This is a genomic window from Paraburkholderia sp. RAU6.4a, from assembly GCF_050435625.1.
Classification (GTDB): domain Bacteria; phylum Pseudomonadota; class Gammaproteobacteria; order Burkholderiales; family Burkholderiaceae; genus Paraburkholderia; species Paraburkholderia tuberum.
In genome coordinates this window covers 992190-1012062 of record NZ_JBNDKQ010000001.1, presented here as the reverse complement: position 1 = coordinate 1012062, position 19873 = coordinate 992190, and the positions used below count along the sequence as shown (strand labels likewise).

General features: G+C 62.9%; 18 protein-coding genes and 2 pseudogenes. 10 read left to right on the top strand and 10 right to left on the bottom strand.

All coding sequences use genetic code 11. The features are described 5' to 3' along the window. Positions 1 to 64 precede the first annotated feature (64 nt). Positions 65 to 1399: an NRAMP family divalent metal transporter gene (locus tag OKW40_RS04600; protein ID WP_429488427.1), complete on the bottom strand. Its 1335-nt coding sequence runs from the start codon at positions 1397 to 1399 to the stop codon at positions 65 to 67. A gap of 587 nt (positions 1400 to 1986) precedes the next feature. On the opposite strand from OKW40_RS04600, the gene OKW40_RS04595 reads away from it, so the two are divergent. Then, positions 1987 to 2211, top strand: coding sequence for a hypothetical protein (locus tag OKW40_RS04595; RefSeq protein ID WP_018422453.1), 225 nt, complete (start codon positions 1987 to 1989; stop codon positions 2209 to 2211). 84 nt (positions 2212 to 2295) lie between these two features. Here the strand turns inward: OKW40_RS04595 and OKW40_RS04590 are convergent, their stop codons facing one another. The 4 genes and pseudogenes from OKW40_RS04590 to OKW40_RS04575 all read right to left on the bottom strand — a co-directional run bounded on the left by OKW40_RS04590 (position 2296) and on the right by OKW40_RS04575 (position 6970). After that, complete coding sequence (locus OKW40_RS04590) at positions 2296 to 3282, bottom strand: ABC transporter permease (RefSeq protein WP_184068473.1); 987 nt, start codon at positions 3280 to 3282, stop codon at positions 2296 to 2298. Continuing rightward, on the bottom strand, positions 3279 to 4259 hold the full coding sequence (locus OKW40_RS04585; protein WP_184044775.1) for an ABC transporter permease: 981 nt from the start codon (positions 4257 to 4259) through the stop codon (positions 3279 to 3281). Before OKW40_RS04585 ends, OKW40_RS04590 begins: the two co-directional genes overlap by 4 nt. Next, positions 4256 to 5807, bottom strand: a pseudogene (locus OKW40_RS04580) (sugar ABC transporter ATP-binding protein). Before OKW40_RS04580 ends, OKW40_RS04585 begins: the two are co-directional and overlap by 4 nt. A 35-nt stretch (positions 5808 to 5842) precedes the next feature. After that, complete coding sequence (locus OKW40_RS04575) at positions 5843 to 6970, bottom strand: sugar ABC transporter substrate-binding protein (protein WP_429488425.1); 1128 nt, start codon at positions 6968 to 6970, stop codon at positions 5843 to 5845. Between the two features lie 414 nt (positions 6971 to 7384). Here OKW40_RS04575 and OKW40_RS04570 point away from each other — a divergent pair, with 414 nt between their 5' ends. Next, entirely contained in the window at positions 7385 to 8113 is a 729-nt protein-coding gene (locus tag OKW40_RS04570; RefSeq protein ID WP_184068465.1) for a FadR/GntR family transcriptional regulator, read from the top strand. 71 nt (positions 8114 to 8184) lie between these two features. On the opposite strand, the gene OKW40_RS04565 is transcribed toward OKW40_RS04570, so the two are convergent. Continuing rightward, positions 8185 to 8475 (bottom strand): alpha/beta-hydrolase family protein, encoded by a 291-nt coding sequence (locus OKW40_RS04565; RefSeq protein ID WP_429488423.1) that lies wholly within the window; start codon positions 8473 to 8475, stop codon positions 8185 to 8187. Positions 8476 to 8600: 125 nt separating this feature from the next. Next, positions 8601 to 9905: pseudogene (locus OKW40_RS04560) on the bottom strand (alpha/beta-hydrolase family protein); the annotation flags it as partial. 331 nt (positions 9906 to 10236) lie between these two features. Here OKW40_RS04560 and OKW40_RS04555 point away from each other — a divergent pair. Next, a complete protein-coding gene (locus OKW40_RS04555) occupies positions 10237 to 10713 on the top strand; it encodes a hypothetical protein (RefSeq protein ID WP_429488421.1) in 477 nt (158 codons plus the stop codon). Between the two features lie 262 nt (positions 10714 to 10975). Continuing rightward, entirely contained in the window at positions 10976 to 11305 is a 330-nt protein-coding gene (locus OKW40_RS04550) for a hypothetical protein (RefSeq protein WP_429488420.1), read from the top strand. A 66-nt stretch (positions 11306 to 11371) separates the two neighbouring features. Here OKW40_RS04550 and OKW40_RS04545 read toward each other — a convergent pair whose 3' ends face one another. Then, positions 11372 to 12142, bottom strand: coding sequence for a DUF3047 domain-containing protein (locus OKW40_RS04545; RefSeq protein ID WP_429488418.1), 771 nt, complete (start codon positions 12140 to 12142; stop codon positions 11372 to 11374). Between the two features lie 404 nt (positions 12143 to 12546). On the opposite strand from OKW40_RS04545, the gene OKW40_RS04540 reads away from it, so the two are divergent. The 4 genes from OKW40_RS04540 to OKW40_RS04525 all read left to right on the top strand — a co-directional run bounded on the left by OKW40_RS04540 (position 12547) and on the right by OKW40_RS04525 (position 15954). After that, on the top strand, positions 12547 to 13089 hold the full coding sequence (locus OKW40_RS04540) for a phasin family protein (protein WP_429332722.1): 543 nt from the start codon (positions 12547 to 12549) through the stop codon (positions 13087 to 13089). Positions 13090 to 13197: 108 nt separating this feature from the next. After that, the gene (locus OKW40_RS04535; protein WP_184068456.1) at positions 13198 to 13395 is read left to right on the top strand and encodes a hypothetical protein; all 198 of its coding nucleotides are present in this window, start codon (positions 13198 to 13200) and stop codon (positions 13393 to 13395) included. Between the two features lie 335 nt (positions 13396 to 13730). Next, positions 13731 to 14756 carry a lysylphosphatidylglycerol synthase domain-containing protein gene (locus OKW40_RS04530; RefSeq protein WP_429488415.1) on the top strand — a complete coding sequence of 342 codons (1026 nt, stop codon included), beginning with the start codon at positions 13731 to 13733 and terminating at the stop codon, positions 14754 to 14756. After that, positions 14731 to 15954, top strand: coding sequence for a polysaccharide pyruvyl transferase family protein (locus tag OKW40_RS04525; protein ID WP_429488413.1), 1224 nt, complete (start codon positions 14731 to 14733; stop codon positions 15952 to 15954). The genes OKW40_RS04530 and OKW40_RS04525 overlap by 26 nt, the downstream gene beginning before the upstream one ends. A gap of 71 nt (positions 15955 to 16025) precedes the next feature. Here OKW40_RS04525 and OKW40_RS04520 read toward each other — a convergent pair whose 3' ends face one another. Next, positions 16026 to 16742, bottom strand: a complete 717-nt coding sequence (locus OKW40_RS04520) for a transposase (protein WP_184068447.1) — start codon at positions 16740 to 16742, stop codon at positions 16026 to 16028. A 237-nt stretch (positions 16743 to 16979) separates the two neighbouring features. Beyond that, a complete protein-coding gene (locus OKW40_RS04515) occupies positions 16980 to 17144 on the bottom strand; it encodes a hypothetical protein (protein WP_167368794.1) in 165 nt (54 codons plus the stop codon). 490 nt (positions 17145 to 17634) lie between these two features. On the opposite strand from OKW40_RS04515, the gene OKW40_RS04510 reads away from it, so the two are divergent. Both OKW40_RS04510 and OKW40_RS04505 read left to right on the top strand, forming a co-directional pair. Further along, positions 17635 to 18678: an AraC family transcriptional regulator gene (locus OKW40_RS04510; RefSeq protein ID WP_429488412.1), complete on the top strand. Its 1044-nt coding sequence runs from the start codon at positions 17635 to 17637 to the stop codon at positions 18676 to 18678. Positions 18679 to 18906: 228 nt separating this feature from the next. Further along, positions 18907 to 19839: a hypothetical protein gene (locus OKW40_RS04505; RefSeq protein WP_429488410.1), complete on the top strand. Its 933-nt coding sequence runs from the start codon at positions 18907 to 18909 to the stop codon at positions 19837 to 19839. The last annotated feature ends 34 nt before the right edge of the window (positions 19840 to 19873 follow it).

Sequence of the window (19873 nt, the reverse complement as noted above, 5' to 3'; positions counted from 1 at the left end):
CGCTGAACATCTCAAAAGCGTGAGGTAGCCTGCACGTCTGCGGTGCAAATCGGGCGTGAGGGGTTCACCAGGACACGCGCTCCGCCACTTCGAGCACGAAGTGCGCGACCACGACCACACCGGTGATCAGGGTCGCGAGCCAGCAGAGCGCGCGTAACGACCAGTGCGCGACGATTTCGCCGACCGCTTCTCGTTTCGCACTCAGCAGCACCAGAAGCACCAGCACGGGCGTAATGGTCATACCGTTGACGATGGCGCTCCAGTACAGCGCCTTGACAGGGTCGACGTGCCATAGGCCGAGCGCAACGCCAAGCAGCGTCCCGAGCCCCGCGAGCGCAACGAGCAGAACAGCAATGCGCCGATCACGCCGTTGGCCGTGGGGCCAGTCGAACGAACTCGCGACCGCTTGCGCAGCGGAACCCCCAAGCGAAGGCAGGGCGAGCAGCGCTGAGCCGATCAGTGCAAGCCCCAGCAGTGTGCCGGCGTAGCCATCCACTAGCGGTTCGAGCACCCTGGAAAGCTCCATGGGCTCGCCGGGCCGCGTCTGTGCACCATGCAGCGTCGCCGCAGCCGCAATCATGATGCACAATGCGGCCACGCTTGATAGCGCGGTGCGCGTCAAGGTCTGCATGCGCGCCCGGCGAAGCTGCTCTGACGAACGTCGATCGCCTCGCGCCGCGTGCTGTTCGTGCTGTCGATGTTCTTCCTGTGCTTCCTGCTCGGCCTGCGAAAAAAGCAGATAGGGACTCATCGTCGTACCGAGTACGGCCATCAGCATCGTGACGAAATCTTCTTTCCACTCGACGTGCGGCACGAGCGAGCGCAGCACGACCGTGTGCCACGGCACATCGACGATCAGCAGCACGCCGGCATACGCGAGCATCGGCAGCATCAACCATTTGAGCACCTGCGCATAGCGCGCATAGGGAATGAACCACTGCAACGCAATCGAGGTGCAACCGCATGCGAGGGCAAGCAACCAAAGCGGCCCATGAGTGAAGCGTTGCACGACCGCGGCCATCGCCATCACATTGACGGCGATATTCAGCGTATTCGCAATCACGAACCGCGCCACCGCCAAATAGAAGAACACCGGCGAATAGTGCGCGCGCATGTTCGCGGTCAGGCCATGTCCAGTGACGGCGGCGACACGCGTCGAGACCAGCTGCAACGCGACCATCGACGGATACGACAGCACGCAGGTCCACAGCAGGTCGTAGCCGTACCACGCGCCCGCGAGTGAATATGTGGCGATACCGCTGGGATCGTTATCGCAGCCGAGACTTGCCAGCCCCGGCCGCAGATCGGCGGCCCACGAGCGGGCGGCCTGCGACGAGGCAGCGTGCGTACTACCTTGTGCGGCGCGGGGCGCGGTGCCCCTGTCGGGGGAAGAGTGCATTCGCCTGACCGTCGGGAAACCAGGGATGCTGTAGCGCTCGCACGAAACGTTCCTTCGTCGACTCGTTTCGCGGCTTACATATACAGCGGATGTGACGCTATCGGGGGCGACTATCAGGACTCCCTCAGGCTGACGATACAATGTCACATCTTCAACCCGCGCCGACCAGCGCGAAACGCTCGTCGACCGCGGCGAGCGAACGACCAGTCTCCGCGATAGCTCCCCGCAAGTGAGGTCTCAATGCCCAGGCGTCTTTTCCGCGCTGCGGCAATCGAAACGGATTCAAAGCGGTGAATGACACACTCGGCCATACTGCACCGCAGCTGACTCGCTGCGTTTGCCTGAATTCCCGACCTGCTTCGGTAGGGATGCCGGATGTGCCGGACAAAGTGACAGTTGCGACGAGCCGCTGAAGAAAATCGCTGGAAAGGAGAAATCTTGAAAAAGACAGGATTCACGGTTCTGATCATGACGCCTTGCACGGGCGCGCACGCATCGGACTACGCTGAGCTCTGGAATCCACCAGAGGCACGCGCGAACATGCTTCGAGTGACGACTCGCGCCGCATCCGTGAGGGTCGTGCGCTAATGGAAACGATCGACTACGACGGGTACACGTTGTGGGGGCATGCCATCCTTCAGCAGGAAGGCGAAGGCATCCTGCAACCGGAGCGCTATGCGGCGAGCGGAACCATTACGCGAGGCGGAAAGCTGATCGAAGCATCAGGCATTCTGGGACTATTCGATAGCGAGGAGGAAGCCCACCATGCAGGCCTGGATTGGGCGCGCGCGTGGGTGGATGCTCATGGATGAGCTTGCGCTTGGCAGGGTAGTCGAGAGGCTCGGAGCCGTTGCCGTTGGTGGGCCGGGAGGACGCGCCAGCGGATCGACTCAAACCTACGCTTCCCGCTTGCTGCGCCCATACAGCAGCAACATTGCCGCTATCACCGCGCCGTAAATGATCTGACGTCCCGCCTCGGGCATCTGCGCGACTGAAAGGATCGACTGCAGCAGCGTGATGAGGATCGCGCCAGCCACGGTGCCGAGGTATGAACCTCGTCCACCCAGAATCGATGTGCCGCCGAGCACGACTGCCGCGATCGCCGGCAACAGGTAGGCATCGCCCATCGACTGCGCTGCCTTCGACGCATAACCGGCGAGCAATACGCCGCCGAACGCCGCGAAGGCGCTGCACACGGCGAATGCGGCCACGGTCACGAGCCGCGTATTGATGCCGGACAGATACGCCGCGCGTTCGGTATTGCCGATCGCGTACAACGTGCGGCCGAAGGTCGTACGCGACAACAGGAACACCGTGGCGCCGCCGATCACGAGCCATAGCGCGACGGCATTCGGCACGCCCGGTACGAGCCAGCCCGCCGCGAGCCATCGCATCACCTGTGGGGCGGAATCCTGCGGCGACGATCCGCCGGTATAGACGATCATGATGCCCTGTGCGACCGCATTGGTCGCGAGCGTGGCGATCATCGACGGAATGCGCAGCAGCGCAACGAGGATGCCGTTGACGACGCCGATCAGCACGCCGCAACCAATCCCGACCGGTATCGCGAGGATCCGTCCGAGTTCGCCGTGCCCCGCTACCGCGCACGCCATCATTGCGCCGACGGTGATGGTCCACGGCAGCGACAGGTCGATGTGGCCGAGCAGGATCACCATCATCAGGCCGGTCGCGATGATGCCGAGGAACGCGCCGACCTTCAGTTGCAGCAGGATGTACTCCGGCGACGTGAAGTTGCGCGAATACATCCCGCCGACGAGCAGCAGCGCGACGATGCACGCGAACGCGATCACGATCGGTTTGTCGATTCTGCGCGCGAGCCTCGACACGAACGTGGTCCGGCTGGTCGCTGAAACGTGGCTCATTGAAACCACTCCAGACGGTTGCGTACCCTGAACAGCCCGCATGCGCCGATCGCGACAGCGAGCAGAAGAATCACACCCTGGAATAGCGGCTGCCACAGCGCATCGACGTTGAACACGAACAGCAGGTCGCCGATCGAGCGGAACGCGAATGCGCCGAAGATCGCGCCAATCGCGCTGCCCTTGCCGCCGAGCAGCGACACGCCGCCTATCACCACCGCGGCGATCGAAAACAGCGTGTACGAGTTGGCGCTGCCGAGGCTCGCTTCGCCGGTGTCGGTGAAGAACGTCAGGAATAGGCCGCCGATCGCAGTGAGCAGGCCGGCCAGCGTATAGCTGGCGAACTTCGCGCGGCGGATCGGCATGCCGGACAGAAAAGCCGCAGGTTCGGACGAGCCGGTCGCGTACGCCGCGCGCCCGACCGCCGAGCGTTTGAAAGGAATCCAGACGATCAGCGTCGCCGCGAGCAGAATCAGCAAGCTCGCCGGCAGGACGCCGGCGACCTTGCCGGTCAGTGCGTCGGCGAGGTCCTCGTTGATCGAGCCGCCGGGCACGGGGCGCAGCAGCAGCGCCAGGCCGTAGTAGACGGCGCCCGTCGCGATCGTCGTCACGATCGGCTGCAGCCGGCCGAAAATGATGATCACGGCATTCAGCGCGCCGCACAGCGCGCCCGCCGCGAGCACGCCGGCGATGCCGAGCGCGCTGTGCAGCGTGCCGCCCGTGACGATCCACGAGCCGATGCAATTCGTCAGCACCAGTGTCATGCCGATCGACAGGTCGATGCCGGCCGTCAGCACGACGAGCGCTTGGCCCATCGAGACGAGCGCGAGCAGCACCGCCTTGTTCGCTGCCGTCTGAAACACGTTGGCCGACAACGCCGACGGATAGTTGACCAGGTAGATCGCGAACATCAGCACGAACAGGCCGAACGCGAACACGGCCCCGCGATTTTCCGCATACCAGTAACGCAACCCGCTCATAGCGCGACTCCCGTGGAAGGCGAAATCTGTCCGACGGGCAGGTCCAGTGCGCTGGCAATCAGGTTCTGCTCGGTGATCGCCGAGCCGACGAGTTCCTTCTTGATCCTGCCTTCGTACAGCACGAGCACGCGGTCACAGCAGCCGATCAGCTCGTCGTAGTCGGTCGAATAGAACAAGATCGAGGCGCCTTCGTCGGCGAGGCGCCTGAGCAGCTGATAGAGCTCCTGCTTGGTGCCGACGTCGATACCGCGCGTCGGGTCGCTGAGCAGCAGGATCCTCGGCTGCCGGATCAGCCACTTCGCGATGACCACCTTCTGCTGGTTGCCGCCCGACAGCGAGCTCACGGGCGCGTCGACGCTGAACGACTTGATCGCAAGCAGCTCCATCATCCGGTCGACGAGCGACTGCTGGCGGTCGCGATCGATTACGCCGGCGGTGGACATGCGATCGAGCGCGGCAAACGACAGGTTCTCGCGTACCGACATCGGCAGCATCAGGCCTTCGGTCTTGCGGTCCTCCGGTATCAGCGCCATACCGATGCCGTTGGCGCGCGCGGCCAACGGACTGCCGATCGACACGGCTTTGCCGTCGATCTCGATCTTGCCGGCGCACCCGCGCAACACGCCGAACAGCGCCAGCAGCAGTTCGCGCTGGCCTTGTCCGTCGAGGCCGCCCAGTCCGAGGATTTCACCGGGCTGCAATGAAAAGCTGATGCCTTGCAACGTGTCGTTCCACGCGAGATCCCGGCAGGCGAGAACCGGAGCGGCACTGCGGTCGCCGGCGGGTTTGGGCCGGAAACGCATGCTGGTACTTGCGGCCGATCATCATTTCGACGACCTCGTTGTCGGAGCGCTTGCCCGCCTCGAAGCTCATCACATGACGACCGTTCCGGTAGACCGTGCATTCGTCCGCGAGCGCCTTCACCTCGTGCATCCGGTGCGAGATGAACAGCAGCGCGAGCCCCTCTTCGCGCAGGCGCTTGAGCACCTCGATCACGCGCGCGACGTCGGCCGCAGTCAGCGCTGAGGTGGCTTCGTCGAGGATCAGAATGCGCGGCGCGTGTGCCAGCCCCTTCGCGAGCTCGACCATCTGCTGGCGCGACAGCGGCAGGTCCCGGACCTTCGCAAGCGGATTGATGTCGGCGGCGCCCGCCCGGGCGAGCGCCTCCTCGGCCTGGAGGCGCTGGGCCCGGCGGTCGATCATGCCGAAACGTCGCGGCGGGTGCGAAGCGAAGATGTTGTCCGCCACGCTCAAGTCGGGGATCAGCGACAGCTCCTGATACACGCAGACGATGCCGGCCGCGTTCGCCTCGGCCGGCGACGCGAACGAGACCTGCCGGCCATCGAAGTGCATCGTGCCCTCGTCCGGCTTTACGACGCCGGACATCACCTTCAGCAACGTGGACTTGCCCGCGCCGTTCTCGCCGAGGATCGCGTGAATGCGGCCCCTGCGCACTGTGAGCTCAGCGTGATCCAGCGCGACGGCGCCGCCGTAGCTTTTCGACACGCCAGACATCTGAAAGAACGGCTGCTCTGCATCCTGCAGCATGCTTCGTCTCCCGTCACATCCCGGCCATCATCCGATCACTGGTTGCCCTGGCTCTGCTTCATGATTTCCTGCGCAGAGAAATTGATGCCGCAAGTCGGAAACGAGTTGCCGACGAAAAAGTTGTCGGAGTCGTTCGGGAAATAGTTGACGCCCGCCTTCAGCTTCGAATCGTCGGTGACGTCGAGCGGCAGCTTGATCGAGACCGGGATCGTCTGGCCGTCCAGCGCGGCGAGCGCCGTCTTGATCGCCACGGCCACCTGCGCGGGACCGGTGCCCGCCGACGTACACTTCAGGCCCTGGCTCCCATACTGCGCGCAGAACTTGCGAAAGCCGTTCTCCGTCTCGCCGCCGAAAGGCACGAACGGATGTTTCGCATCGATCATCGCGCGCACGACTCCCGTGTCGCCGCCTTGCGCCGAAATTCCATCGAAATGGCCCTGCACGGCAATCGCGTCGGCGGTGGCCTTTTGCGCGACCCCGTCGTCCCACTTGCCGTAGACCTGGACGACGTTCCACTTCTTGCCGGTGTCGTCCAACGTTTTCAGGAAACCATTGTGCCGGTCCGTGTCGACCGACGTGCCCGCCACCCCGCGAACCTCGAGCACCTTGCCTCCGTTCGACAGGTGGCTCGCGAGCCACTTGGCCCACAGCACGCCGAGCCCGTACTGGTCGACGTTGACGTTGATCGCGTCTTCGCTGTCGAGGATGTTGTCGAACGCGATCAGCACGACGCCGGCCTTCTTCGCGCGGCGGATCGCGGGGCCGAATGAGGCGGGATTTTGCGCGTCCACGATGACCGCGTCATAGCCGGCATCGATGAAGTTGTTGACGGCCGAGATTTGCGCCGGCACGTCCTCGCCGGTCGAGACGACCTTGAATTCCTTGAGCTTGGCGGCGACGGCCGGCTGCGCCGTATAGGCCTTGGCCGTCTTGATCATCTGGATACGCCAGGTGTTCGCGATATAGCCGTTCACGAGTGCGATCCGGTAGGGCCCGTTCTTCTTCGGATACTTGATGAACTTCGTTTCGCTCTTCCAGGGGACCATGCAGGTTGGATCGCTGGACGGTCCTGAAACGAACGATGCCTGCGCGAAAGCCGCGCTTGCACACAGCGTGAATGCCGCGGTCGCCGCCGCTCGAAGCACCTGGATTCCTGAAAGCATGTCGTCTCCCTTTTGTTGGATTGAACTTGCCGATTGCCGGCGAACATGGCGGCCATGGATCGCCGCCGAATTCTGTGCGTGAAGCAGGGAATCTTGCGGAATGTGCTGCAGCGGGGATGACTCGGACTCGCCGAAGCAGCGCGATGACCTCTTCAACGGCGCCGCCTCGAAGCAAAACGAAGGGCCGGCGCGAACGCAGTCACGTCTGACAGTACTGGCATACCAATCCGCGCGCGATAGTGGTTTACCACGGCGTCGCGGGAGGATTCGAGTAGCCTGAAACTGCTGCTGTACTGGTTCGATGGCGGGCAAACGCGGCGTCAGGCCGATGCAGGCTGACGCCGGCAATTGGTGTACCATTTTAGCGAACTCGAGCCAATCCTTGGGCGGCTTCGAAGCTTTCGGGAATCCTGAATGGCCGATCTTTCGCACACGCCAACCGGCCGCGCCGCCGATGAGGACGCGACCGACCGTTCCTATGTCGGGCTCGCGAAGCAGATCTACGATCTGATCGTCGCCGGCGACGTCGGGCCGCGTGCGCGCCTGCCTTCCGAGCGCACGCTGGCCGAGCGTTTTGGCGTGAGCCGCACGCAGGTGAGGGAAGCGATCATCGCGCTGGAAGTGCAGGGCGTGGTCGAGGTCCGTGTCGGCTCGGGTATCTATGTGGCAGAAGCGCCGCAGGCGCGCTCCGCCATGTTTAAACTGCCGCGCGGACTGGGCCCGATCGAGACGCTGCGCGCGCGGGCGGTGATCGAAAGCGGGATCGCGGCCTTAGCCGCTACCGAGCGCAAAGATTCAGACCTCGACCGGCTCTTCGCCGCGTTGCGCGCGATGCGCGAAAACATGGACGACAAGGCTGCGAACGAGGCCGCTGACCGTGATTTCCATCTGGCGATCGCGCGGGCGACGGGAAACGAAATGCTCCGGCTCGTGGTGACAGCGATGTGGGACAACTCCCGTGCCGACCCGTTGTGGAAAAAGATCGAGGAGCACTTTCATACTCCCGCATTGCGGGCGGCTTCACAGGATGACCATCAGCGCATCTTTGCGGCCATCATGGCGCGAGATGCGACCGCCGCGCGCACGGCGATGCAGGCGCATCTGGCGCGCGTGGTCGGCGAGTTCACACGAGCCTGGCGTTAGCCAGACCATGTTCTGCGGTGCGCGCCGCAAGCTGCAACGGCACTGCCCCAGTCCGTTCGCCTTCCGCTCGGTCACGGCTCTGATTCATCGCCGGCAATGTGGTCGAGGAACCGCGCCAGTCGTTCGGTATCGGCGTGCGTCCAGCCCTCGGGAGGCACCACGCTGGCCCAGCCGTTGACGTAGTCCTCCGACGAGTAGTTGTGACCAAAACCCGCCGGCACGCCAAGTTGGTGAATCAGATCGCCCACCGCCTGCACGCCCGAGACGATGGGAAACCAATGCATGGCGTCAGGCACGTCGAAGCCACGTGGCCGAGCCAGCCATTCGGGCGGCCACCAGAACGCATTGGCACTCCAGAACACGGCCGGATCGGCCGGATGCTGAAGGTACACGATTCGCGGGGCCGGCCAGTCGGTGTCCAATGCCACCTGATGCGGCGATCGCGGTTCAAGAACCGTACCGAACGCCCCTCATCGAAGATCGGCTGCCAGAAGGGCGACCCGCTATCGCGCTCACGAGTGAGTTGCGAATGGATTGGGTTGCTTTGTTTGGCGCCGACGATCAGCACGCCATCCGTTCGGGCCATCATGTTGGCCACCGAGGCAGAGGCGTCTTTCCCGACGAAAGGCGCTTCCACCCCCGCGGCGCCGAGACTCTTGCCGAACAGAACGAGCTTTGGCCGTCGTTTCGGCGGGAGCATCGACCATCGGGCGCGAACCGCGTTGAAGAGCGTGACACCCGCCTCGTTCGCGAGACCAGCATCCATGAAAATGGCGAGTCGGCTAGGCAGGAAAGAGTATTGGATCGCCACGATCGCCGTGTCGCCACGGTGCAGTTGCTCCAGCGAAGCTGCGGCTTTGGGGACTATCCAGCCCGTGCCGGTGGGTATCCACACGACCAGCACTTTCCGCTCGAACCCGCCGGCGCGCTCGAGCTCGCGGACCGCAATCTGCGCACGCTGCTCGAGGGAGTCCGCGGAACGCACTCCCACGTAGACCCTCACCGGATCGACCAGTCTCGCATCAGTCCCGTGGAACTTCGCGAGCTCTTGCTTGTTTGTCGCTGTCGCCACGAAGCCGCGCCCCATGCGGCCCAAGGTGTCCCATGCGACGAACGACGTGCTGCTGCCCGACACCGCCGGCGACGTCGGGGCCACGATTCCTTCAGCGGTGTCTTCGTTCGCCCGCCCGTGGACGAAGTTGGCGGCCGTGTTGAGGGCGGGAAGCGCCACTCCGCGAGCGAGCGCCATGCCAATCACGATGACGAGCAGCGCTGTTGCCGGCACCGAAACGATCGGGGGCACGTGGCCCTGGATGACCTGCTTGACTGCGGCGACACCGCGCGCCGTCAATCGCCCGATGACTACCAGCAACACCGCGCTCAACGGCGACAGGACGCTCACCAGCACGGCGTCGAACCAGGCGATCGGCGCCATCCCCATGAAACTACGCTGCTCGTTCTGCCAGCCGAGCCATAGCTTCGAGCCAACGAATAGTGCAATGAGCCACGCCGCTGTCAGAATGATCCAGCTGCGCCGTCGGATCTCGCTGCCGGCCACGCGCCCCCATCGCTCCAGCAGCCGATGCACGCCGCGGCCGACCCATGTGCCTATCCCATAGCCGATGGCCAGACAGAACGCGCCGACCACGGTTTGCGTTCCCCACGACCGCGGAATCAGTGTCGGCGTCAGTGACTGCCACCAGAACACGAGCGCGAGCAGCGAGCCGCTAAGCGTCGGCGTCCAGGACGTGCTTCGAAGCCCGGCGGCTACCGGCTCATGGGAGTCCCGCATGCGCGCTCGCTCGGATTGGCACAACTCGCACCTCGTTTCCGCGGGTCACCCGCAAAGGAGTTGATGACGCGACCAGCCTTGATTCAGACTCCGCCAGGAGGGCAGTAATGGAAGATGCCGCCGCATGATCAGCCACGACGATGTTTTCCTGATTACCGCGCGCAGCGCGACACATGGGGGCAGCGGGACGGACGGGGCTGCTCCGATCTCGTGCGATGTTTCTCCTACGTCGAAAAAACGTCAACGATAAACCGGCCATGCGTCGCATTGTATTTACCTTTCTGTCCCCCGAACAACATCGTCGCTCTGCGCGCATCGTGTTCAAACATCGATGAACCGGCCTGTCGGTGGCAAGCGGTTCGAAACCCGCCGGTTGAATTGGCCGTCGCAAACCAAGCCGAATATCTGGAGCATTGCCGACGCTACGCAGTTGACCGGCAAGGCAAACAGGCCAGATAGCGAGATGGTGTTGCGATTGTCGCAAGACTTCCAGGAAGACCCGGTGTCTCCGGTCGCTTCTGTCTGCCGCACGAAGCTCGAAGGGATCATAGGCAAACGCGGCGACGCGCCATACCGCTCCGAAAGGGCACGCCGGCGCGAGCCATTAAACCTCCTGGCGCGTTGCGGGCCGAGCGACCGCGTCGCGGAACCTGCGCCTTTGAGAAGGCGTCGACAACATCGAATCGACAAAGGTGTGCGCCCGATTTTCTCCATACTTGAACGCTTCATGCTCGGTCAGAAAATCGAACTGTTCCGGAAAACTCAGCAGTTCCTGTTCCGGATTGCCGGGCAACGTCACAGTCCATGACACGCGATAACGGCGATATTTGCCACCGAGCCAATGCGTTTTCGATAGCGTAACGTTCACCTCGATATTGCAGCCGCGATACGGCGCATATTCCTGAATGGACATCGCTTTTCTCCCACAACTGAACGCTTGCCACGTACGTCTGCGTTGCCGGCGGTTGCGCGCGGCCTCCAGATCGGCGGGATAGTCGATCTCGTCCGCGACCGGGACATAGACGCTCGCCCCGCTGGTCGCGCCTTCGGCCGCGAAAAACGCGCAGCCCATGGGTGTCTCCGTTATGCATTCCGTGTTGGCGATGCACATCGAGCAACGCGCGTTCCCGCGCGGCAACCATCGTCTCGGCCCGCAGCGCGGCTGCGCTCGTGGCCATTCCCCCGATCTTCGTGACGCGGCGCTCGCGCACCGGCTGAACATCAAGGCGATTCAGGTGGCGGAACGGGACTTCCAGGTCGCCAAAAGCCGCAAGGCGCGAAACGAGTTCGTCGATACGTGGTCCGTCGACGCGTTCGTGGAAGAGGGCATGCAGCCGGCGGAACCACGATGGGGTACGCATGAACGGCATTGGCCTGCGGACGCGCATCGGCACGGGTAAAGCGCGCGGGACGCTCAGCCGGCCACGCCGCGCCGACGGCTCGATCAACTCGATGGCACCCGGTGATCAAGGCCCGGGAAGGAACTGGACGTCTCCGTACCAGGCGCGTGTCGTGGCACCGGTATTGTCGGTATCGGTCAGCAGCCCGTAGCCTGTGATTCGTCCTGGCGGTTCGTGAAAGACCCGCTCATAGTCTTGCACGATATTGCGGCGCAGGCTTTGCCACTGACCCGCATCGCCAGGCAGACCGGAGACCACGATCATCTGTACGCGGTTCGTGTGAGGGTTGGCAATGACGGTACCCGGCGCGGCGGTGGTCGACCACACGTACATCAACGTGGCATAGGGCAGATCTTCGCCACTCAGTTCCTTGGCCAGCCCCATCTTCGCCCGGTCGAAAAGCGACAGCTTGCTCTTGTCTCCGGCAAACATGAACACCAGCCGCGCTGGCGCGTCTTCCTTCGACGCCACGCGGTTATCGGCGCCTTCGATCGGTCTATCCGCTTTCCAGCGCCATGCCACGACGGGAGTGCGAGCGAGGTCGATATCACCGTCGTGCATCAGCGCGGAAGCAGAGCGGTTCGCGTCCGCCTGCAGCACAGTGGCGTGGTCGTCGTGAACGAGCGTGTATTGCGTGATGGGCTTGCCGCGCACGACCGGCAGGTTTTTCCAGCCCGCGGGCAGCGATGCGCCGGGCTCGATCAAGGAAAAGGCGACACCGGGCTTTTCGTCCTGGGCAAGGATGGGTGGCGACAACAAAAGAAGCGCGACGCATGCGGCGATCCAGGCTGACGGGGCTGTTCGTTTTTGCGCTCGACGGCGCGAGGGAAGATGCACGGCAGGTCGCATTCGTATGTTGGATAGCGTCCATTGTAATGGGCTCCTCGGGCGACGTTTCAGCGGAGCTTTCACGCCGGCGGTTGAGGTTCTGTTTGCTGCGTCGTAGCGGCTGCATGACGAGGCTCGCAACGCGCCGCGCGGTATTCCCGTCGCGTCGTGCGGCGCGCGAGGGGTTTGCTATCAATGACCGTGATCGCCGCCACTCATCACAGGCGTCAATTTCCCACATATTGGGGAAACTCCCTGGCTCGTAAAAATCGTAACTCGACTTAACAAAGTTAGAATGGCTGCTCTAAGACGGCTTCAGACCGTGTGCCTGGCCAACGGCCCGGTATGGGAACGACCTTCACGAATCGCAGTGGCAGCGATCGCCGTGTCCGCGAGAACCTGAGAGATATTCCGTGAGCAGCCCAAAACAGATGCCATTTACCCTATCCGTTCCGACCGACGTGTCGCAACTGCCCAACCAGTTCCTCGCCGGTTATTGCGCGCTGATACGGCTGAACGTGGATACATACAGGTCCGCGGTCACGGGTGCCGCGCTGCACTGGGAAAGCGTATTGCGCGCCCAGACGCCTGAACAGTTCCTCAGACGTCAAGCGGATGTGATGCCTTGGCTTACCCTGCAGTTCGCCGGATACACCCGCGGCTGGATGGATATCGCGTCTGAAACAATCAGACCGTGCCACGCCGGCGGCGATCACGACGACGAGCGTGAGCTCCACGAGGACACCAGGCCCGCTGGCCTGCCGGCCTGCGCAACGGGCGTCGATACGATGATGCGCGCGGCCGTGCCGCCGGAAGTGCAGCCGGACGGCGTGTCCGTCGCCGAGGCACAGGTCGGGGAAATGGTCCGTGCCTTTCTCGAGCGCGTCGAAAAGGCGACGCCTGACACGGCGGAACGACGAGGTCCGCCTCGCACACGTCGCTCGTCAACCCGATAGGCGACGAGCTTCCACCAATCCTGCCGGGTCCGGTATTCGCGTGCTGCCGATGCAGCCGTGGCCGGATCTGGTCACCCGTTCCTTCGTTCCCGCCGTGAGGTAAACGACATGTTGAGCCCGCACGAAGTGGCCACGTTGCTGCTGTTGAAGGATGCGCCTGAACGAATTGATTCGGATCGGGCAGAGCTTGGGGCGCTCCGCGAACTGCAGTTGATTGCGAATGAGCCAACTGGGCCGGGCTTCCGGTTACCTCGCGTGACGCCGCGCGGCGACGCCGTGCTGCGAGCGTTCGCACGGGTCCGCTGACCGGTGCGCAGACAACGTATCTGACGACCTACATACGTTGGGTGGGCCGGCTGCGCCGCCGCTCGGCAATCGTGTGCACGAACAGCTTCGCCAGTGACTGTCGCTGAGCACGCAGCGCGCAGCGGGGACTTCGTCACGGTCGCTAATCACACCACCATTCTCCCCGCGCGGGGAACGAGTTATGCGACAGCTCGAATAGGGGCCCGAGGTGCGATATGCCAGATTCTCGGTGAAAAGTTATCGGGAGAGTCGCAGCTGCGCCTCGATGTCCGAAGTGGACGCAAAAGTCTATTGCTGCCGCTTAAAAGCGACTGACACTACGCTCGCGCCAGCTTATGAAATATCTCGCCCGGGCTGCCGCACTTGCTGGCCTGGCCATCGCGGTCTGGCTCGTCTGGCACGCCGACGCGCTGAAGGTGCTCGGTTTGATGCGCGCGGCCGGCGCCGGGCTCGCGCTTGCAGGGATGGTCCACATTCTGCCGATGCTCGCCAACGCAAGGAATTGGCAAATGCTGATGCGCGGCGCGACACGCCCGAAGCTGTTCGCCGTACTGCGTCTCGTCTGGATTCGGGAGTCCGTGAACGGCATGTTGCCCGTTGCCCGAGTGGGCGGTGAAGTCGTGACGTTTCGCATGATGCGCAAATGGGGCATGGAGCCTGCCCCGGCCATGGCGAGCCTCGTCGTCGACCTCCAACTCACGCTCATCAGCGAAATGCTGTTCGCCATCGCGGCCATCGGCTATCTGATCGCCCATGCCGGCTCCCGGGCGTTGCACCTCGCAGCCAGGCTGGGGGGCGGCATCGCCATTCTGGTGGTTCTGCTCCTGGCGTTTTCGTTCGTGCAGCGAGCGAGTCCGTTCGCGCGGCTCACGAAACTTTTCAATCGCATCACGAGCGGCAAGTTCCGCTCGCTCGTCGGCGAGTCGGTGCGCATCGATCAATCGATCAGTGAGCTCTGGCATCAGCCCGGCGTCATCATCCGTTACCTGCTCATCTGGCAATCACTCCAATGCATCGCGACGGCGCTCGAGCTATGGCTCGCGCTCTATTTTCTGTCGTCAAAAGCAGGTTTCCTGCAGGCAGTCGTACTCGAGTCGCTCATCCAGGCGCTCAGCAGCGTCGCGTTCTTTGTGCCTGGCGCACTCGGCGTTCAGGAAGGTGGATTTCTGCTGATCGGCACGGTGCTTGGTTTCCATCCGCAGCTTTGCCTCGCGCTCGCGGGTGCGCGCCGTATTCGTGACATCATCGTCTTTCTGCCTGGACTGATCGCCTGGCAGGTGGAGGAGTGGCGCGACAAGCGGCGACTTCGTACCGAGGGAGGTCGGGGCCCGAATCATGATGCGAGACACAGGAAAACATGATGCGGTCGTGGTGTTCGGCGCCTTCGATCGCCACAACCTGGGTGACCTGCTGTTCCCTCACGTCGTCGCAAAACTGCTTGCGTGCGACGACGTGATCTTCGCCGGGCTCGCGGAGCGCGACCTGCGCGTCCACGGCGGCCACGCTGTTCAGGCGCTCGCGCAACTGGCCGCAGAACGCGGCAAGGACCGTGTGCATATCGTGCATGCGGGCGGCGAGATCCTGACTTGCGGCGACTGGGAGGCGGCGGTGATGCTGCTGCCGTGGGACCAGGCACAGAAGATCGTCGCGCGACTGGAAACGCACAACGACGAGCGACGCGCGTGGGCACGTGCGCTGACGGGTCTCGATGCGCTTGCCCCCTACATGACGTCTCGCGCGATGTTTCCCTGTGCGTCGAGCGTCACTTATCAAGCGGCCGGCGGCGTCGATGTGGAGCGACTCGATCCCGGGATGCGAGCAGAAGTCCTGTCGAAGCTCGCGCAAGCCGACGACGTCAGCGTGCGTGACATCCACACCCAGAACGGGCTCGCCGCAGCAGGCATGCTCGCGCGGCTCGTGCCGGATCCGGCGGTGATGGTGACGGAGCTGTTCGGCGCGAACATTCGCGCGTGCAAGGAACGAAGCGGCGTGGCGGATTTGCAAAGGGCGTTTCCCGAGGGGTATGTCGCCGTGCAGTTCAGTGCGGATTTCGGCGACGACGGAACGCTCGGTGTGCTTGCGCGCGAGCTCGATCGCGTGTCGAACGAGAGCGGGCTTGGTATTGTGTTCTTTCGAGCGGGTGCGGCGCCCTGGCATGACGATATGGCCTGCTACGAGCGGATTGCGGCACGGATGAAGGTCTCACGTACGCAACTCTTCCGTTCGCTGGAGATATGGGACATCTGCGCACTGATCGCGGACGCCACGGCCTACGCGGGAAGCAGCCTGCACGGACGGATCGTCGCGCTGGCGTTCGGCTTGCCGCGGGTGAACTTCTTCCATCCGGCGCGCGCGAACGACACGACCAAACAGTCCGCGTTTGCCGCGACGTGGGAGCCAGCGTGCGTGCCGGGCAGCGTCGGGATCGAGGCACTTTCGCAAGCAATGCTCCATGCCCTGACGATCGACCGGACGTTGCTGCGGCGCACGGCCACACACCTCGCCGCTCGCTATCGCGAGGGATTCGCGCAGACGCGAGCGGCAATGTCTTGTGCGTGAAATGCAGGGCCTCGCGCGACGAGCGGTGTCGGCGCGGTCGTGTAATCTCGCGAAGCTCGATCGTTCTTTGCTCAGCCCACGTGTACGAGCGAGCGTGTGGTGCGAACCGTGGACGGCCGGTCGCGCAGCAGCAGTGGCATCAAGCGCCGATTGGCTGTCTGCGCCGCCCATTCGCAATACGCGGGGCTGCCGAGCACCCAGCCGTTGAGCGTCGACTGCATCAGGTTATTGATCTCGCGTTCGTCAACAGGCTGTGCGCCCAGATCGCGATAAGCCTGGTGGCGCTCGAACGGCGTATTGCCGAGCGCCCGGTACAGTGGATGGTCCTTGATGAACCTATCGACACGCAGCCCGATGTGGTGCGCGCAGCTCGACCACGGGTAGTTTCCCGGCTCGGCCGCCAGGCCATTGCGCACCGGCGCCTGATCGATGACCTGGCTCGCGAGCAGGAAATACCGGTCGGGCTCAATCACTGTCGACCGGTACTCGCCACGCCATACCGCACCGCGGCGTCCATGGCGGCGGTTGAAGGTCTCGGCATAGCGACGGCCAACCGCCTGCATTGCCATGGCGACGCTCGACTCGTACGAAGGCGTGACGAGGAACTGTACCGCATCAGGCATGAGCACCCACGCATGGACCGCCAGATCAGCGACGCGCGCTGCGTCTGCCACGCAGGCGAGGAAGTACAGGTAGTCTCCTTCGTCCATGAAAGCGGGCCCCGCGAGTCCCTGCAAGATAACGTGCTGCGGTTGATCGGGGACGTAGTGCCGTGCAAGCCGTGCCATGCTGAATTAACCGGAGATCCGATGTGAGAAAGCGGTCCGACAGATATCGGACGCGGGACCGTGTGTAACGTGCTGGAGGAAATTCTAGCGATCATGTTCGTGCATCTGCATCACGAACAGGCCTTTTTTATGGCCTCTGTTCGTTGATTTGCCGATCGCAGCCAGTGTCTCTTATGCCAATGCTGAATTGCAGCGCGCCGCTCGGACGTTGATCGACGAACGCTTCGCATCGCAGCTCTATCCCTTGTCGAACAGACTTGAAACCCGCGAGATCGTTTTCGCGGTCAGAACCAGCAATGCACCAGCGATGCTGTAATCGACGTGATGCATAACGTCGGCCAGATAGAAAACGGATAGCGCAATGATCGGGTGGTACATCGCACGGCTTATCAGGCGTTTCATCGGTGTCTCACGCTACTGTGTTTGCGCGAAGCGGTCAGTTGCTGTGCTTGAACCGATTCGTGCAAGTTGGGTGACGCGCCAGGTTTCCAGAGTCCGAGGAAGGCTTGTTGGCGAAGTACGGATGACGCCGATCCGTGATGTTCCTTCCTGTCATGAACTCTGCCCGCGGCAAGCCATTGCCGTCCTGCCCGTGCGTCGATCTTTCTTGTCCGATCGTCCACTTCTTGCCGATGCATCGCGTGCGCAGTGCGGGCGTCCACAAAGATCGTCCTGTCATCCTGGCGAAGCGCATGTTCCGTGGATTGCGCTTTTTGCCAGGCGCGAGTCTTCAACGGACCCGCAAAGCGCTTCATAAGCCTCGCGCAAAACGCCAGTAAGGGAATTGTCATCAAGTGAGGTTGCGGGTATAACATGGAGCCCTTGGCCATCCTGACGAATGAACGGCGGCCAGGTTTCTCGCCCGGGAAATCGCATTTCACGCGAGCTATCCATGGATGCAGTCTCTGAGGTTCTGCGCGCTGTTCGTCTGAGCGGCGCCGTGTTTCTGAACGGGACACTCACCGCGCCGTGGTGTCTGATCGGTCGCACCGATGCATCGCTCTGCGGCGCTTACTTGCCGCCTTCGGAGCGCGTCGTTTCTTATCATCTGATCATAGAGGGGAGTTGCTGGGCGACGCTGGCCGACGATCCCGGTTCGGCGATTCACGTCCATGCCGGCGAACTGATCGTGGTGCCTCAGGGTGAAACGCACATCATCGGCAGCGCGATCGATATCTCCCCTGTGCCGTCGGACTCGCTACTGGCCGGGCAGATGGCGACAGCACCCGGTGAAGTGATGACGCTGTCCTATGGCGGCGGGGGCGCTGTGACGCGCATCGTGTGCGGCTTTCTGGCCTGCGACGATACTTTGAGCAATCCGCTGCTCTCATCGCTGCCGCGACTGTTCAAGATCGACATGCGCCAGGATCCGCGTGCGGCATGGCTCGAGTCGTCTCTCAAACTTGCTGCCGCGGAAGCGACCGACTCGCGCGCGGGCGGCACGATCGTGCTTGCCAGGCTATCGGAACTGCTGTTTGTCGAAGCAATCCGTAGCTGTATTGAAGCGCTACCTGATAACCAGACCGGGTGGCTCGCCGGCGTGCGTGACCGCTACGTTGGACGCGCGCTCTCGCTGCTTCACGCGCAGGCGGCGCATGCGTGGACCGTCGAGGAACTTGCGCGCAAAGTGGGCCTGTCGCGTTCCGCGTTGGCGCAACGCTTTACCGATCTTCTGGGGCAGCCGCCCATGCAATACCTCGCGAGATGGCGCATGCAGATTGCGGCGCACGAACTTCTGATCGGTAGCAAGCCGCTCAACGCCGTTGCGGAACAGATTGGCTATGAGTCGGAAGCCGCATTCAGTCGCGCGTTCAGACGCGAATTCGGCATGCCGCCGGCCGGCTGGCGCAAGAGCAAAGGAAACACGAACGGCGTGGCCACATCAGCGCAGCACGCGCAACCTACGCGTGGCGTTGCCGCACTGGGGGATCAGTGATGCCTGCCGCGACGCGCCGTGCTGTTTCTACCCACTCAATTGTCGACCTGTGCGACCAACGTGACGAAACGGCGTTTCAGTCATATCGTCCGGCGACTCGATCATAGAACTTCAAGACTCCCAATCGTAAATTGAGCGTGCCGGAAAGCCAGATCATCCGACTGGCTCTGCCCGGTGAATCGACACTCAACGCCAGACCGCATCGCGGTCCATATTGGGAGAACTTCAATGAACGCAATATTGCGGCTGTCCGATCGCGATCGCTACGCCCGATGCATTCGCGCTTCGAAGATGGTCAGTTGGGACATCGACCGTGACGTGATTGGAGGCCGTGCCTTCGACATGTCCCAGAAGTATTTGCCGGACGGGCTCTCGCTGGTGCCGGATTTCATCATGCTCTCGGAGGCTGAGAAGCGGTTCGTCAGCCAGATTCAGGGGCGTACATACGCGAACGTGTTCGGGCTCGTCGAGCGCTTCATTAACGCCAAGGTGCTGGAAGTGAGCCGCGACTACTGGCTCGGCGATCAGGTGGCGCTCGAAGCGCTCGTGCGTTTCAGCGACGAAGAGCTTAAACACCAGGCGCTGTTTCGCCGCATCGAAAAAATGATCGGCGAAACGCTGCCCGCGGGTTATCGCTTCGACGTCGATCCCGATGCGCTTGCCGCCGTGGTCCTCGGCAAGAGCACCTGGGCGGTGCTGGCCATGACGCTGCATATTGAACTGTTCTCGCAAATTCACTACCGCCAGAGCATTCATCCTGACGATCAGCTATCCGAGCTGTTCAAGGATGTATTTCTGTACCACTGGAAGGAAGAAAGTCAGCACGCCATTCTCGATGAGCTGGAATGGAAGCGGCACGACGCCACGCTGACAGATGCGGCGCGCGACAACGCGGTCAACGAGTTCATCGACCTGATGATTGCGATCGATGGCATTTTGCGCGGGCAGGCGACAGCGGACTCGCGGTATTTCATCGCGAACTGCGGGCGTGCCGTCGTCGAGGCAGAAGCCATGTCGATCGAAGCGAATTTCCATCATGCCTACCGGTGGCAGTACCTCCATTCCGGTATGCATCACCCCCATTTCGCGGAAGTGCTCGATCGGCTCGTCTCCGAAGAGCAGGGGATGCGTATCCGGGCCGCACTCGCCACACTGCATTGAGCGAGCCCGAACGCACACGAATCATCCAGCTAAA

Bases quoted from the DNA above. Each gene is read 5' to 3' on its own strand.
- OKW40_RS04590 (WP_184068473.1), bottom strand. From the start codon at position 3,282: ATGAGCCACGTTTCAGCGACCAGCCGGACCACGTTCGTGTCGAGGCTC.
- OKW40_RS04555 (WP_429488421.1), top strand. From the start codon at position 10,237: ATGAACCGGCCTGTCGGTGGCAAGCGGTTCGAAACCCGCCGGTTGAAT.
- OKW40_RS04570 (WP_184068465.1), top strand. From the start codon at position 7,385: ATGGCCGATCTTTCGCACACGCCAACCGGCCGCGCCGCCGATGAGGAC.
- OKW40_RS04510 (WP_429488412.1), top strand. From the start codon at position 17,635: ATGGATGCAGTCTCTGAGGTTCTGCGCGCTGTTCGTCTGAGCGGCGCC.
- OKW40_RS04520 (WP_184068447.1), bottom strand. From the start codon at position 16,742: ATGGCACGGCTTGCACGGCACTACGTCCCCGATCAACCGCAGCACGTT.
- OKW40_RS04550 (WP_429488420.1), top strand. From the start codon at position 10,976: ATGGGTGTCTCCGTTATGCATTCCGTGTTGGCGATGCACATCGAGCAA.
- OKW40_RS04585 (WP_184044775.1), bottom strand. From the start codon at position 4,259: ATGAGCGGGTTGCGTTACTGGTATGCGGAAAATCGCGGGGCCGTGTTC.
- OKW40_RS04595 (WP_018422453.1), top strand. From the start codon at position 1,987: ATGGAAACGATCGACTACGACGGGTACACGTTGTGGGGGCATGCCATC.
- OKW40_RS04515 (WP_167368794.1), bottom strand. From the start codon at position 17,144: ATGAAACGCCTGATAAGCCGTGCGATGTACCACCCGATCATTGCGCTA.
- OKW40_RS04525 (WP_429488413.1), top strand. From the start codon at position 14,731: ATGATGCGAGACACAGGAAAACATGATGCGGTCGTGGTGTTCGGCGCC.
- OKW40_RS04505 (WP_429488410.1), top strand. From the start codon at position 18,907: ATGAACGCAATATTGCGGCTGTCCGATCGCGATCGCTACGCCCGATGC.
- OKW40_RS04535 (WP_184068456.1), top strand. From the start codon at position 13,198: ATGTTGAGCCCGCACGAAGTGGCCACGTTGCTGCTGTTGAAGGATGCG.
- OKW40_RS04600 (WP_429488427.1), bottom strand. From the start codon at position 1,399: ATGCACTCTTCCCCCGACAGGGGCACCGCGCCCCGCGCCGCACAAGGT.
- OKW40_RS04530 (WP_429488415.1), top strand. From the start codon at position 13,731: ATGAAATATCTCGCCCGGGCTGCCGCACTTGCTGGCCTGGCCATCGCG.
- OKW40_RS04575 (WP_429488425.1), bottom strand. From the start codon at position 6,970: ATGCTTTCAGGAATCCAGGTGCTTCGAGCGGCGGCGACCGCGGCATTC.